10 protein-coding genes and 1 pseudogene are annotated in these 15329 nt (G+C 40.6%); 5 read left to right on the top strand and 6 right to left on the bottom strand.

Features of this window, described 5'->3' with window-relative positions:
• Window positions 1–1363: 1363 nt before the first annotated feature.
• Entirely contained in the window at window positions 1364–2977 is a 1614-nt protein-coding gene (locus tag AB5062_RS21460) for a VapE domain-containing protein (protein WP_032953050.1), read from the top strand.
• A 127-nt stretch (window positions 2978–3104) separates the two neighbouring features.
• Here the strand turns inward: AB5062_RS21460 and AB5062_RS21455 are convergent, their stop codons facing one another.
• From AB5062_RS21455 to AB5062_RS21445, 3 genes are all read right to left on the bottom strand, one after another.
• The gene (locus tag AB5062_RS21455; protein WP_074783482.1) at window positions 3105–4421 is read right to left on the bottom strand and encodes a FimB/Mfa2 family fimbrial subunit; all 1317 of its coding nucleotides are present in this window, start codon (window positions 4419–4421) and stop codon (window positions 3105–3107) included.
• Window positions 4418–5413 (bottom strand): fimbrillin family protein, encoded by a 996-nt coding sequence (locus AB5062_RS21450; RefSeq protein ID WP_368326976.1) that lies wholly within the window; start codon window positions 5411–5413, stop codon window positions 4418–4420. The genes AB5062_RS21455 and AB5062_RS21450 overlap by 4 nt, the downstream gene beginning before the upstream one ends.
• Window positions 5414–5710: 297 nt before the next feature.
• Window positions 5711–7321 carry an ATP-binding protein gene (locus AB5062_RS21445; protein WP_005849766.1) on the bottom strand — a complete coding sequence of 537 codons (1611 nt, stop codon included), beginning with the start codon at window positions 7319–7321 and terminating at the stop codon, window positions 5711–5713.
• A gap of 47 nt (window positions 7322–7368) precedes the next feature.
• Here AB5062_RS21445 and AB5062_RS21440 point away from each other — a divergent pair, with 47 nt between their 5' ends.
• Window positions 7369–7587, top strand: coding sequence for a hypothetical protein (locus AB5062_RS21440; RefSeq protein ID WP_032953048.1), 219 nt, complete (start codon window positions 7369–7371; stop codon window positions 7585–7587).
• Here AB5062_RS21440 and AB5062_RS21435 read toward each other — a convergent pair.
• The 3 genes from AB5062_RS21435 to AB5062_RS21425 all read right to left on the bottom strand — a co-directional run bounded on the left by AB5062_RS21435 (window position 7584) and on the right by AB5062_RS21425 (window position 12453).
• Window positions 7584–8699, bottom strand: a complete 1116-nt coding sequence (locus AB5062_RS21435; protein ID WP_032953047.1) for a clostripain-related cysteine peptidase — start codon at window positions 8697–8699, stop codon at window positions 7584–7586. The two genes, AB5062_RS21440 and AB5062_RS21435, sit on opposite strands and share 4 nt — an antisense overlap.
• A gap of 88 nt (window positions 8700–8787) precedes the next feature.
• Window positions 8788–11913, bottom strand: coding sequence for a PL29 family lyase N-terminal domain-containing protein (locus tag AB5062_RS21430; protein WP_032953046.1), 3126 nt, complete (start codon window positions 11911–11913; stop codon window positions 8788–8790).
• Window positions 11914–11961: 48 nt separating this feature from the next.
• Entirely contained in the window at window positions 11962–12453 is a 492-nt protein-coding gene (locus AB5062_RS21425; RefSeq protein WP_005849782.1) for an AraC family transcriptional regulator, read from the bottom strand.
• Window positions 12454–13045: 592 nt separating this feature from the next.
• Between AB5062_RS21425 and AB5062_RS21420 the strand changes: the two genes are divergently transcribed.
• The 3 genes and pseudogenes from AB5062_RS21420 to AB5062_RS21410 form a co-directional block, all read left to right on the top strand.
• Window positions 13046–13825, top strand: coding sequence for a 4Fe-4S binding protein (locus AB5062_RS21420; protein ID WP_057279863.1), 780 nt, complete (start codon window positions 13046–13048; stop codon window positions 13823–13825).
• Window positions 13825–14952: a tRNA 2-thiouridine(34) synthase MnmA gene (gene mnmA, locus AB5062_RS21415; protein WP_011965117.1), complete on the top strand. Its 1128-nt coding sequence runs from the start codon at window positions 13825–13827 to the stop codon at window positions 14950–14952. The genes AB5062_RS21420 and mnmA overlap by 1 nt, the downstream gene beginning before the upstream one ends.
• 3 nt (window positions 14953–14955) lie before the next feature.
• Window positions 14956–15329: pseudogene (locus AB5062_RS21410) on the top strand (hypothetical protein); the annotation flags it as partial.

Here is a 15329-nt window from a genome sequence, read left to right as displayed (position 1 = left end):
CGCAGCTTAAAGAAAATGAACAGATTTGTATAGTGATGAACAAAAAAGAGGTGCATCGTGCATTACGACACACCTTCTATTAAATTGAATTAGCTTAATATTTTATTTAATAATTGGAACAGAACTCGGCTTTCAGGAGATGAATATTCTTTTTTACTGGTCAGATTTTCTAACAGAATATATTGTTTTAGTACATATAGATAATAGAAATCATGTAATGCTATTATAGTGGCATTGGTTAATGTGTTTTTAATGTGTTGGATGACAGTTGATTTTCCACAGTAATTACTATTTTAATATCAACACATGTTTCATAAACAGGCCTCGCAATTGTTTTGCATATAATAAAATTGTTCGTTAGATGAATTCCTAAAAAGAAAGCGAAGAAAGAATTACTCCGTTGCCGGAAGCATCATTTGTATATTTTGCAAATATACCTTCTGTTTGGAGCAGCAAGAATTGTGATATAATTTATCTTGAGTATAGAAATACCGGGAGGATTATTGTTACATAGCCTGAAAGATATAAATCTTTCATACCAATCATAAATCAGGCTCAAAACATGGATGATCATCTGTTCATTCGCAGGTGGAAATGCTGAGATTATCTTCATTTTAAATGCCTCAGCGATAAAATCCGGTTGTTCCTTTTCTCCTTTCATCTATCGCTGAAACTCCCTGCCCATAGGCGTTCCGGCTATGAAGGGGCTCCTGTCATTGCTCTGTCAGCCTCCTTTCAGCCTGCTCTTTCACATTTTTTGTGAAGGAATAAAACGATACGGGCTGAAATGGAAGTGAGGGGAAATGGTTTCAGATTTAACCGGCTGATTTTCTGTGCATATTACATAAGATGACAGGATGAGGGGAAAAGGGAGCGTATCGGATTAGTGGGGGAGTAATACACGGAACAGACTAGGTCTGTAAGCTGAACAGGCTAAGTCTGTGCACTGAACAAGCTGGCGTGTTTTAAAAACGTATAGTTGTTTTTTAAAAGCCTGAAGATGTTTTCTTAAAAGTTGAAGACGTATTTTTTAAAGCTCAAGGTGTATTTTAAAAACATAAAGGCGTATTCAACAATAACATTAGTAACGTATAAGCCCCAACATTAGTAACGTGTCAGCTCGTATGTTAGTAACGTGTAAGCCCACACGTACATAAGCATCGGGTCACACATACGCAAGCATCGGCCTACACATACGTATGTATTGCGCCCTGTATCCATTGAATTTTGCACCAAGTTCCATTAAATCTTGCACCAAGTTTCATCGAATCCTGCACCAAGATCTGCCATATTTCCGCCCCCTCTTGACAAACGCCTTTTTATGTTGTATATTTGTAGTTTGCCAAACTTAAAAAAGTAACTCATGAATGTATTCGCTACTCTCAAAACAGTCTTCTTCGGAAGCAAATTCCTGTCAAGCCCTGTTCCTATTGACGGAACACCGCGTCGTGATCTCGTATCCGCTCTCAACGGGCTGATGCCGCTTTGCCGGACTATACCCGGCGTGCGTCTGGCGCTGGATATCCGCGAGGGCCAAGTAGTTCTGGCATTGAACTGGACTCCGCGCACCGACGGGAATGCTCCCACGGGCAGTTACCACTACATCGTGTCGGACGAAGACGGAGTAAGAGAGATGGCCGACTCACAGGTTCTTCTCACTGAAAACGGTAAGGATAACCTGCCGGGGAGTATGGACGATTCTCGGACACATCCGACAGTCTCAACTGAAAAGACAGAGAAGGATTCCGCTCACTTGAAAAAAGATGTTCAGAAAAAAGCGGAACCAATCTCCTCAGAAGATACTGGCAAGAAAGCGAAATCACATACCCTGATGCAGGAAGTGACCGCTTTCCTCACCTCCCGCTACCGCTTCCGGTTCAATGTGCTTACTGAAGAAACTGAAGTGGCAAGTGTAGAAAACAACATTCCCGATACTCATCTGCGTTACACCAAAGTGGACGAACGATGGATGAACTCACTAAGTCTGGAGGCTATTGAAACGGGCATAGACTGTTGGGACAGGGACATTCAACGCTTTGTGCGCTCACGCCGCATCAGTGAATACCATCCCTTTACTGCCTATTTTGAGCAGCTTCCCGAATGGGACGGCACGGACCGGGTGTCCGCGTTGGCACGCAGGGTGTCCGACGACCCGGTATGGGTGAACGGTTTCCACCGTTGGATGCTGGGACTCTCTGCCCAATGGATGCAGCTCAATCCGGATAACAACCGCGCCAACAGTGTGGCTCCCCTGCTGGTGAGCAGTCGCCAGGGATTGGGGAAAAGTACGTTCTGCCGTCTGCTGATGCCCGATAGGCTGAAATCCTACTACACGGAAAGTTACGACCTAAGCTCCCCGGCATCCGCCGAAGCCAAGCTGGCTGCCTACGGATTAATCAACCTGGATGAATTCGACAAACTAGGTGCGTCCAAAATGCCTTTGCTGAAGAACCTGATGCAAGCCTCCGCACTGAATATCCGCAAGGCTTACAAACACAGCGCTTCATCGCTTCCCCGTATTGCCTCGTTCATCGGCACCAGCAACCGGGAGGATTTGCTGGTAGACCGCACCGGCTCACGCCGCTTTCTTTGCGTCAGTCTGAAGCATGCCATAGACTGCACCACGTCCGTAGAGCATAAGCAATTGTACGCCCAGCTTAAAACAGAACTTCTATCCGGTGAACGAAGCTGGTTCAATAAAGAAGAGGAACAGACTATACAGCAACATAATGCCCTATTCTACAAGCATGTACCCGAAGAAGAGGTGTTCCGCCTTTGCTTTCGCTTTGCTACAGAAGAGGACAATCCGCAGGAAGTGCTTAGCCTCTCCGCCACCCAACTGTTTGAACGTATGAAGGCCGCCCATCCTTCGATCATGAGAGGGATGACCGCCTACAGCCTGAGCCGTATCCTGCCCCAGCTGGGCGAACGGGTACATACCACCAAGGGAAATGTATACCGGGTGGTAGAATGTTAACTTTCAATTAATTGAGAATTTATCTATGGAAATGAGATTCCCGGTATGGAAGTCGATTAGACGCATTCACACTCTCAAGCATATATTGTCAAGAAGTGTGAATGCCCTTTTCTAGTATATGAATGGGTCATCCGGCATCATAATGAGCGCTGCATACCAAACGTATTTTATATTTCACCGTACTCCCTGCCTGTAAAAATTTGGATGAGGTTTTAAATCCGAATGCATATATGCTCCCGTTATGATCATATACATACCGTTTCTCAATATCCAATAACGGGTCTCCGTTTCTTAATCCCTCTATGGTTTCATTCAGTTCATCCAGTGATGATCCGCTGAACGTCTTATGCAATATTTTTGCCTCCTCTTCAGTCGGAAGATGCCATCCGTCTGCTTCCTCCTCCTGTATGATATTCCGCACATCGGAAGCGAATCCACTCCACTCATCCAGACTCATCAACAAAATATCCGCCCCTGTGGAACTTGCATTCTCTATGCCAGCTACAATACCGCCGTTCCAGATACCGCCAATTTCGGGTAGCCCGGAAAGATCCGGATTAATGGAAGGCGGCTCACTACCGCCATTACCTTCATCAGCACCGCCAAAATTGAATTTGATGTCTATCGGAGCCTTCCATTCACCTGATATCAAACTGCCCCCTACCGTGACATCACCCGAATAGCTGCCCCCGATATTCAATGGCACGTTCGCTTCCGGCTTTCCTTTGAAAGTGTATCCAAACGTCTTTGTCTGACTATTATCTTCCAAGGTTATGGAAAAAACGGTCTGAGAGCCGCTCCCCGGAAAAATATAAAAAGGCTTTGCACTCCAAATTCCACCCGGCTCAGACTCACAAATAATTTCCGTACTCTTGTCTTTGCCGGAATACTCCCTTGTAAACGACAGGGAAGAATATAAAGGCGAAATCTGCAAACTCACCTTTTTAACGTTTGCCGGTATATCTTCCAAACTGATATTGACTAAAGATACAGCATAATAGAGGGTTACAGAAACAGATATATTTTTCTTATTGGCAATTGTCACAGTTGAAGTGCCCATCATTAGCGCGCGTGAGCTTCTGTTATTTTCTTTCATAACAATTACATCATCAAGGCTAGGATCTTTCGGAACGATATATTCTTCTCCCAAACCGGCTATTGCAACAATAGTATATCGGGCAGGAGGTAACTTCATTTCAATCTGGGCGTTATCTGTCATTTTCAGACTGGCAGAACAGCTGCCGTCCTCTGCAAACGCATAGATATAGGCCGGATAATTAATCTGGGATTCTCCGCTAGACCTGGCAGATATCTTTAAAGGAAGATTTGTTTGCGAGACTCCGTCTTCATCGTCTTCTTCATCATACATCGGGCGTTGGCAAGAAACAGCAGACAGTAGCAATAGAAACAGAAGCACCTTTAATTCGGTTAATCTATAATTCATAACATATTATTTGTTTGTGGGTTTATTTCTTCTCCATTTATAACTATATCCTCTTCTTCATTTCCCGGAGTCCAACCCGAAATACTTCCTCCCGTTATAATTACATTTCCGTCTTTTACTACAATATTGTATTTATGAATACATCCGGACAATAAGCCCGGAGACAGGTCGTCTCGTCGTGTTATGTAATATTTGTTGTTACGGGTATATTCAATGGTGAGATTAACAGAATGGTTTTTCACGGCTTTCGGATCAATGTTTCCGTCATTCTCGCCCCCGTTCAGGATAAAATAAAAAGAAATATCCTGATTGTTCATGGTGTGTGACGGAGTAATCTGGAAGGTTTCCTTGGGAGTTTCGCTGATGGTGATGCTGTTCGTTTCAAAGGAGTAGTATCCTTGGGTCGTCAACCCATTTCCTTCAAGTCTGATTTTGTCAATAACGGCCTGTGCCATATCTCCTTCACCCTTTATGTTTATCTTTAATAGTGACAAAACGTGCTTAAATGAATAATCACCCGAAAAGGCCACATTGCCAAGGTCGGTATCGTAGGAAAGCTTCCTGGATGCTACTAGAAAGTCATATTGGTCAATATTTTCCCAAGTCCCGTTCTGGCTGTCGAGAGAAGGCATTTTTATATTTTCCTTACTTTCGGCTTTGGAACCGGAGTGGGGATAATATGCGTAAAAAGTATGTTCCTGGTTTTTATCTTTCCAAAAGACACTCTTTTCTGTAGTCCAGGAAGTTCCATCGAATATCCAGCGGACGGCACTGTCATTGTCCATAAAAACACCTATATCATCGGTTTTACTAAAACTAGCGATGGCTTTTTCATGATCTTGCAAGTAGCGTGCTCCGGAAACTGTTTTCCCGATTCTTGCCATAATGGATACCGTGTACTCTTTTTCTTGTGATTGCTCTAGTTCCTCACTACCTTGGCAGGCAGAGAAGTACATGATCGTCAATAGCGATACATACAGTGATCTTTTCATTCTTTTATTTTATAATAGTGAGGGACAAAACATCAGCTTATCCGTTAAAATTAAAATGAGGACAAGTTGAATTGGTTGAGGATTAAAGCATGTCTGCTTATTGTCGGTAAGAAATTAAACTTGTGTTCGGCTGCGAAAATAATTCATTCTTAGCAAAAAGAAAAACAAAATGATAAAAAGATGAAAATTAAATGTGTTATGCCGGCAACAGCATAAACATTCTTACCGGTATATTCCCATAAAAAATAGTGGAAGGCAATCTTTTGTTTAACGCTTTAGGCTGACTATGACTAAATCTTACCTGTAAATTATTTCCTTCCATTCTTCCACAGTACGTGTAAGGGAAGAAAAATTCACCCCGATACAGACTATTTTACGGTTATCGGTCAAATAAGATCGGGCATAGCCTTTCTCTGCTATTTGCTGTAAAGCCTCCTCTGCTGTTCCGTCCATCTTGAATTCGAAAATGTAAACATATTCGTCCATTTCCAATATGCAGTCCACTCGTCCGAAGCTCTGGCGATTCTCACAATGGATTGCACGGCAATAAACTCCTATCAAACGGAGAATCAGATAAAAAGTGTATTGGAAATGTTTCTCAGTCATATCCAATTCCTTCAAGGAAGCGTGAGAGTCATACGGGATGCTTGCAAGAAAGGCGGTCAGAGAATCACAAAAAGCTGAGGTGTTCCCTTGCTCAAGGCAAGTAACAGCATCGATAATCCAACTGTTGACCTCTCCACCTCCGGGTTTCAAATAATGTGCTGCCAATACGGACAAGAACCCTTTACGCACCTCATTATTGGGAAAATCGAGCAGATAAGTTCCCATACGTCTATTATATTCTTTAATAGTGAGATATCCGCTCTGATAAATCATGGGTAGAGGCTGTTCCACATCAGCCTTATAATCCACAAACAAAGAGGGAACATAATAACGTCCGGCAAGTTCGTTTATCTGCTCGCGGCTGTGTTGCAGCAGACGAACCAAATAGGTGGGAGTACCTGTAGAGAACCAGTAATCACGAATTGCCATACTGTCAAAAGCATTAAGAATGCTGAACGGATTGTAAATGTCGGTCATCCTCTCTCCAAAATGATATCCGTCATATTGCCGTCTGAGAAGTTCCTTCATTTCTTTCACTGTGTACTGATATTTAGCAGCCAACTGTATGGTGGGTTCTTCGAAAAATGCTTCCAGCTCATTCTGGGTGATACCGCACAAGGCTTCGTACCGTTCATCCATACTGATATCCTTAGGCTGGTTAAATCCACTGAAAACACTTACTTGGGAAAACTTTGTTACTCCGGTCAACAATACGAATCTCAAGTATTGATCGGCTCCTTTAAAGGTAGAATAAAAGGATTTCAATATTTCCCGGTTATGGTTCTCCAACAGAACTTGCTTTCCATAATCATCATAAAAACAAGCTTCCGTATCTAATACATCCAAAATAGGTTTGTCATATTCATCAATCAGAACCACCGCACGCCGCCCTGTCTGTTCATAAGCCCGGCGAAGTATTTCAATGAAACGGGTTCCTATGGTTGTATAATTGGGATTCTTGCCATAAATATCTTCCCAGTTCCCTAAATAGCCTTCAATGGTAGCCTCCAGAATTCCGGGTTGTGTATACAGTCCTCCATTAAAGTCTATACGGAAGATAGGATACTCATACCAGTCCTTTTCCAATCCGTCGATTTCCAGTCCGGCAAACAAATCTTTGCGTCCCTGGAAATAACAGGCAAGGGTACTTACCAGCAGGCTTTTGCCAAAACGGCGTGGACGGCTCAAGAAATAAGTCTTGCCTTGTGTTACCAAGTTGTAAATCAAACCGGTCTTATCCACATATACATAGCCATCTTCACGGATTTGGTCAAAACTCTGTATTCCAATAGGGTATTTCATATTTTGTTGCGGTTCTAGAATGAATGATAAAACAAAGATATTAGTAAATGACAAACAAAGCAAATAAAGGATTTGTTTTTTCTGCTTATGACAAGTTTTTCCGTTTCCTATTAATGGATAATCACCTGTTTCTGTCCATATATATTGGCATTCTGTCCTTTAAAGGATACTTTGAAAAGTATTTAGAATCTATCTATTCTGCAATAAGATATACTTCTTCTGAATTTGCTATATCATTGTTTATCAGTGTTATACATGTTCTCTAATGTGTATTAATATCTTTATACCATTGTAGTTTTGTATATTCTTCATTCAAGTCATTAAGTTCTCTCTGCATGATAAAAGTGGTCATACCTGAAAAGGCGGTGATAGGGAATGTTCCTTCTTCCGTAGCATAAAAAGGAGTATTTCTTTTGTAAACCACACATTGGCTGATACATTCTTGAAGTGCATTGTATGTATTTTCATCTGATAATGATTGATAATATTGAGCGAAATCAAAAAAATAGAATGGGGCTTTTAAAACTCCATCATAATTTTGAAGGTTACCGACCGGGAGAAAAGAGCCGGATGCTTCTGTATTGATCTGTCGTATCAAATTCGCTAAATTTGATAATCCGGCAGTTTTTATTATGCTAATGGTAGCAGAACGTTTATCGCCTTCCATCAAATTCCAATAATGAAAATAATTTTCTGCAAATCTTTGCAAATCAGCATTTTCTTCAAGCAGACAGGAAATACTGCCGGCATAGATAGGAGTAAATCCCGGAGATACTACTGGGGCAGAGGAAGCCATGATATATGCTGCTTTATTTCTTAATTCATAAGCCACCTCAATACCTGCCATATTACATGCTTCAAAGATTATGAATTCAAATAAATGGTCCGGGAGGGCCATGGCAAAATCTGTTATTTCCATTTCATTGTCATTATCGATGATGATAGACCGCGAGCCATTAACCAATGTATGTGGAGGAAGCCAGCCACTGCCATGGGAAAACACGATTAGACCGTAGCTTTTAGCAGGATAAAGCCGAGTTACGTCGTTTATAACTCGTTTAAGCACTTGGGGGGAGGCTGAGTTTTCTTGGTCATAGGTATGTATGGTAATATAGCCTTTCTCACTTTTTCCATCAATTTCCATCAATCGTGGAGAGTCCTTAAATGGTGTATCCTGATACACTATTATATTTCCATCTGTCCCGTCTTCCCATCCATTTTTAATTTGAACAAGTTTGTCATAGGTTTCGGCATCAAGATTATTATCTCCTCCCAGATAAACCAATAGTGTCCGTGCAGGTAAAACAACAGGGGTGTCATTTTCTTTATGACAGCCACATACTAATAACAGAAAACAGACAGCATATATATACTTCATACACAATATAATTGGATAAACGATTATAAAAACTAAAAGAGGGGAACATTTTGCCCCCCTCTTTTTTTATAAACAATGAGCGTATTAATTACTTGTCATTGTGCTTCTTAACTTGGATTTGGATAGTTCCAACAGAATGTCCACGATCATTCTTCCAAGTATGGTCGCAGATACCGCCCCACTTGTGATTTACACAAACTTCTACATCAATAGTAAATGGTTGAGCAATATCTTCACCATTGTTGATCCATGTGATAGTCTGGTTAGCATTATCAAGTTTGATCTTCTTCATGTTTTCAGCATCCAGTTCACTTCCGTCAGCAAAGTATGCCTTAGAAACCTTGAAGTTAACAGTTGTATTAACATCGAATACATTACGGTCAACTACCAGTTTCTTTGACCAACCAGCTTGATCACCTGTCTGAACCAAAGTATTATTCTTAGCCATATCTTTGTGATCATAGATAACATGGTTGTTATTGAATTGTGCCTGAGCACCTTCAGACCACAGATAATCTGACAAGAAGAATGCATCCTTCAATGATACTGTATTTTCAGCTTCCTGATACTTGTCATACAAAGGACCTGCTTCGTAAGCGTGGAATACCATCGGAGTTACAAATGCAACTTCAAATTCATCGATAACCACTGTAGAACGTCCATTTTCAGGAGCAGGAGCACCAGTATAAGTAGTAGTATGATCTTTAGCCCAAGGAGTATTGTTTACCATATTGATAGTATCGCAAGAGAAGTTATTGTAATCTTCTTTAGCATACTTGTTATGAGCATTGGCTTCCTTGTTGCAAGTACCATACAATCCGTCAACATCTTCATTGAAGCTTACTACAGCACGCATTTTGATCTTCTTCAAATCCTTAGCGTCAGCAGCATTGATCCAAGTACGTCCTTCGTCTGTTGCCTCCAAAGCGATATACCACTTGTTGTCTTTACCTTGATACAAACGGATACCGGAATTGTGACCATCAGCTATCTTAGATGCGTTATTATGCTGGTCAACCAATTCGAATGACAAGGTAGCTCTAGCCCAATCCTTATCATGAGTCTGACCCTTATAAGGATTATAGTTGATCAAATCGAATTCGTCATTCAATACTGCAACCATTTCATAAGTTGTAGGAGTATCAAAGTTATCGTATCTACCGTGAGCAATGAAGTAAGAATCATCTACCCAGTTCAACTTAGTCTTTTCAGGAGCAACTACATCCGGATACTTCACATTGATAGTATAAGTAACATGGATGTCAGATAATCCCTTATGATCAGCATTTGGCTTGTATGTACCCTTAACAGTGTAAACGTCGTGATCGTCATGACGAGAGAATGCTGTATTCTTCACTGTAACGAACAACTGATTGTATTCTTCAGGTTTAAAGTTCGGATCTAATGAATAGTCTGCATTATCTTTTCCATCCCATGCATATACAGCGTGTTGTTTAGCCTCATCTGCTGTTGCAAATTCAGGAACGAAATCATAAGTCTTACGGAATTCGTCTTTACTCAACTGTACATCTTTATGGTTGAATATCTTATCCATATCCATGTCAAGAACTTGATTGATATGTTTCAGAGTAACATCTTTTGTTTCTGTAATATTAATTTCAGGAACAACTGTCTTGCGTACAATGTGAATCTTGATGATTGCTGTTTTAACTACATTACCATTGTCTTCACCCGGTGCTACCAGTTTCACACGAACAATAGGAGTTCTGTCTATAGCAGCTGTGTGGCTGGCATCAGTTTCTGCGCCCCAAATCGGGTCCGGAGTTTGTTTTACTGTAGCAACACCATCTTTGGTAACATCCAAATAACGTTTTGTCTGGTTAACGCCATCATAATAGAAGTCAACCGGTTCAAACACCAATGAATAGTCATCAAAACCATTCTCCATCAAAGGATACTGAGCGTCTTGGGCTCTACCCATACGTTTGTCAAAGAATGAAGTTACGATGTCCTTCAAATTTTTTGAATGTCCATCACCTGTATAGTTCAATTCTACAACAATACGTTCTGCATCATCTTTAGATTCAGCATCTCCTTTATATAACTGGTTTTCAGCATTGGCTTCGAACTTAGCTTTATCTGCTTGATAAGCCTTCAATTTAGCCTCTTCAGTACCGGTCGGATTCAAGGTGTTAAGATAATATTCATCTTTGATGAATTCTCTATAATTTACCTTGTTAGGAGCAATTGCATTTTTAATCTGAGCAGGAGCGTTAGTTTGGTCAAATGCATCAGCTACTTTAACCAAATGTACGTTTTTCTGCAAAATTACTTCATGCTTGGCGGGAACAAAATCAGAATGAACGATTTGGTCATTGTTCTTAATTCTCAATGAATATACTGTTCTTTCGTCCAGATTAGATTGTTCAGCAAAAGCCCAGTCCTTTACACGGAAGTTTAACATACCATGTCCTTCTTTATAAGATTCAACGGTAATTTTTCCATCAGTGTACAGTTTTTGTCCAGCGTTGAACAATTCCCAATTCTTGTTATTCGTATTGTAGTTCCATATTTCAGCAGTATCACGAACAAATCCTACCACTTCCATATCTTTGAATGATACGCTGTTAGGATTTACCTGATACTTCACGTCTGCCTTACCTGAGTAAACGATTTTAAATGTGCTAAAGTTATTTGTACCCCAATCTGCACCTGTAATCTCTGTTTTACCTGCCACACTATCAGTAACGATGGTAGGGAAATGGATTCTGGCAGCTTCACCTTCAGAAAGGAAAGTAGGGATAAACTTAACTCCGCTAACTACAGAAGTAGCTTTAGGCATACTGATAGTCTTTTTAGTGCCATCAGCATAAGTAATAACTAATTCATAAGCTGATTCACCTTCTTCTACTGATACTACATAATCATCAGCAGAAGTACCTGGAGTACCCGGAGTACCTGGTTTGCCCGGTTCACCTTGTTCTCCTTTTGCACCATTGTATAATTTAATGGTCTCTCCATCACTGAATTTGATTTCATAACCACCATTACCATCAGTGAACGGAGTACAGCTTTCGACATATTTGCCTGAGCCTACTTTGTCTTCAAGGGCCTTGATTGCATCTTTCACATTGGATATTTCTTGATCCAAGCGGTCGATGTCGTCATCGTAATCCTTACAAGATACAAATGTTCCTGTTGAAGTGACCATAAGGGCTCCAAACAGGATTGCACTTAAAAATTTTTTGTTCATAATAGAAAAACTTTAAATTTATAAATTTAAAAACTCAAAATGTTATTGTTATAAAAGGACTTTAAATCTTTTTCTGTGTCCGGATGGTGCTTTATATAGGAACTGCAAGGGAGATGCGCCTACAATTTTATGAAATGCGGCATAAAAAACGCTTTGGGATGCAAAACCACACTTCCTAAAAAGAGAACTGGCTGAATACGTACCCTCTAGTAATAAGGACTTTGCATACTCAACACGATACTTGTTAAGGAGCTGCTTGAAATTGCATCCGAAGTAGTTGTTCACCGCATTACTCAGGTAGGTCGTATTCGTGCCGACTATTGAACTAAACTTTTCTAAAGAGAGTTTTGAATCCAAATATACTTTTCTGATTTCTAGGTTATACAAAATGCTTTTATAGATCTCAAAATCAACTTTTCTTCCGGGCGCTCCTTTCTCGGTAGACAGTGTATTCCACTGCCGTTCTGCATCTTTAAACAGCTTTTCTTTCTGCGTTGTAGTAGAAAGCTCATTGCTTTGCGTTTGAAATAGAGCATCCATATTTTAGTCAGTTTCTATAATAGCCATAATTTCATCGGACAAAAGTACCCATTTTACTCTATTCTGCAAGACTTTCCACTAAAAATCTTTATAAAATACAGGAATATTTTAAGAAATAGGAATATCTCTATATTCTTTACCTTACAAACAACCATAGAAAGCCCCATAGACCTATTAAAACAAGACATTACTTTCACTATACACCTTAATATAATAGCATAAGTACGCCGAAGAAGTTAAACTTATAACAGTCAAAATATAGCTTAGTTTCTATAAAGCGGAATCCAGAACTTGTAAATTATCCCTTTATTCAACAAAACAAACCAGAAAAGAACAAAATAATCCAATATAAATATGTCATTCATTTTCTAATTAAGAATTATTCAAATTCCCTAAACATGGGATTTTTTTTGTTCACCACTAAATATATTTTAACTAATATAGCTTACCGTATCACTTCTATTAACTAAAATAGAAAAAAAGATATTTAACAATCATTTTTTACATTCATATAAAGACAATTTTTATCACCTTTACACATCTTATCTATATATTTGGCTACCTTTGGACAAAAGTCACTATATTTGCGTTTATGAAAACATATACAAGCAATCACATCATATTTTTTTCGCCTACACATACGTCTGCGAAAATAGCCCGTGCCATCGGAGAAAGTATAGGTATGGGCAGAAGAATAGAAATAGATCTCACTACGGATGAGAATAGTAGCCCGATAGAAATCAAAGATTCTATCACGATCATTGCAGTTCCTGTGTATGCAGGCAGGGTAGCCCCAATAGCATTGCAACGGCTACGAAGATTAAAAGGCAACAATGCTCCGGCTATCTTAGTCGCTGTATATGGTAACCGCGATTACGAAGATGCACTGGTCGAATTGAGAGATGAAACTATTCAATTGGGATTCACCCCACTGGCTGCCGGTGCCTTTATTGGTGAACACAGCTACAGCCGTCCTAATATGCCCATTGCAGAAGGCCGTCCGGATGTTACCGATTTACAGATTGCGGAACAATTTGGAAAAGACTGTCTGACAAAACTGGAGAAGGATGAAACATTATCCGATTTTTACCTAAAAGGAAACATACCTTATCGCTTTGTTGGCCCCTCTACTCCTGCCTCTCCAGTCTGCACTGAAGAATGCTTCGCCTGTGGCGAATGCATCGAAGTATGTCCTACTCATGCCATTGCTTTAAGCGATGAAGGAAAAATAGAAACAGAGATTACCAAATGCATCAAGTGCTGCGCTTGCGTAAAAGAATGCCCTAATGGTGCACGAGTTTTTGATACTCCTTACACCCCCATGCTACACCAAAAATGTGTGGCACGCCGTGAACCTGAACTATTTATATAATGAATAACAGAGATAAAAGAGTCCTGGTAGGAATGAGTGGCGGAATAGACAGCTCCGCCACGTGCATCATGCTGCAAGAACAAGGATATGAAGTGGTAGGAGTTACCATGAGAACGTGGGATGTCCCTTCCCGCTTTTCCACCCCCGGTCAAGATGAACCTGATGATGTACTGGAAGCAAGGGCCTTGGCAGAACGGTTGGGAATAGAACACCATGTAGCTGATGTGAGGAAAGAGTTCAAACAGATTATTGTAAAACACTTCATAGATGAGTATATGCAAGGAAGAACTCCCAATCCTTGTGTCCTTTGCAATCCGCTATTCAAAGAGCGAATTCTCTGTGAATGGGCAGACCAAACGAATTGCGCCCATATCTCTACCGGGCATTATTGCAGACTGGAAGAACGGAAGGGAAAACTGTATATAGTAGCGGGAGATGACCAAACAAAAGACCAATCCTATTTTCTATGGAAACTTCCTCAGGAGATACTTCAACGTTTTCTCTTTCCACTGGGAACTTATACCAAGCAGGAGGTACGGGAATATCTCCGACAAAAAGGATTCGAAGCGAAAGCCCGTGGAGGTGAAAGTATGGAAATCTGCTTTATAGAAGGGGATTACCGAAACTTTCTGCGTTCGCAATGCCCGGATATTGACACCCAAGTAGGACCGGGATGGTTTGTAAATAGCAAAGGAGTCAAGATAGGTCAGCACAAAGGCTTTCCTTATTATACAATAGGCCAACGGAAAGGATTGGAAATCGCTTTGGGGCATCCAGCATACGTACTACGCATCAATGCAGAAAAGAATACAGTCATGTTAGGAGATGCCGAGGAACTTAAAGCAGAATATATGTTGGTAGAAGACTATCATATCACAGAAATGCAGGATTTACTGCAATGCAAGGACTTGTCAGTACGTATCCGCTATCGCAGCAAGCCTATTCCGTGTCAAGTGCTCGTATTAGATGAAAAACAACTATTGGTCCGTTTCCTTTCCGAAGCATCCGCCATCGCTCCCGGACAATCAGCCGTTTTTTACGAGGGGAAACGAGTATTGGGAGGTGCATTCATAGCTTCACAGCGCGGCATCCGAAAAATTGCCGCAGATAACCAAGATAAATTTTAGATGATGAAAACATATATCGGATATCTTATTTTCATGTGCAGCTTATTATTATGCAGTTGCCAACAGACCACAAGCAATCCTCGTTTCTACGACGAGGGCGTATCGCAAGAACTGGCAACACTGCGCAAACAGGAGATTAAGGAGTTGAAGTATAAGCTATATTTCTCCATTCCTGAACAGAAATCAGTACCGGTAAATGGAGAGATTACCATTGAATTTAATCTGGATGCACCGCAAGAAATTATTCTCGACTTCAGAGAAAAGCCTGAAAAAATAAAATCGGTATCCGTCAATGGACAAACTGAAGGTGTGTCAAAATGCGCACCTTCTTTTTTTATGCACAAAGCCCCGACTTTCACAAGCAGGGGCTTTGTTAT

Origin of the sequence: Phocaeicola sp. RTP21359st1_B8_RTP21360_211022, assembly GCF_040911965.1 — a bacterium.
In the GTDB taxonomy this organism is placed as follows: Bacteria; Bacteroidota; Bacteroidia; order Bacteroidales; family Bacteroidaceae; genus Phocaeicola; species Phocaeicola vulgatus.
Note: the sequence above shows the minus strand (reverse complement) of the source record. Positions and strands in the feature narration are given on the sequence as shown.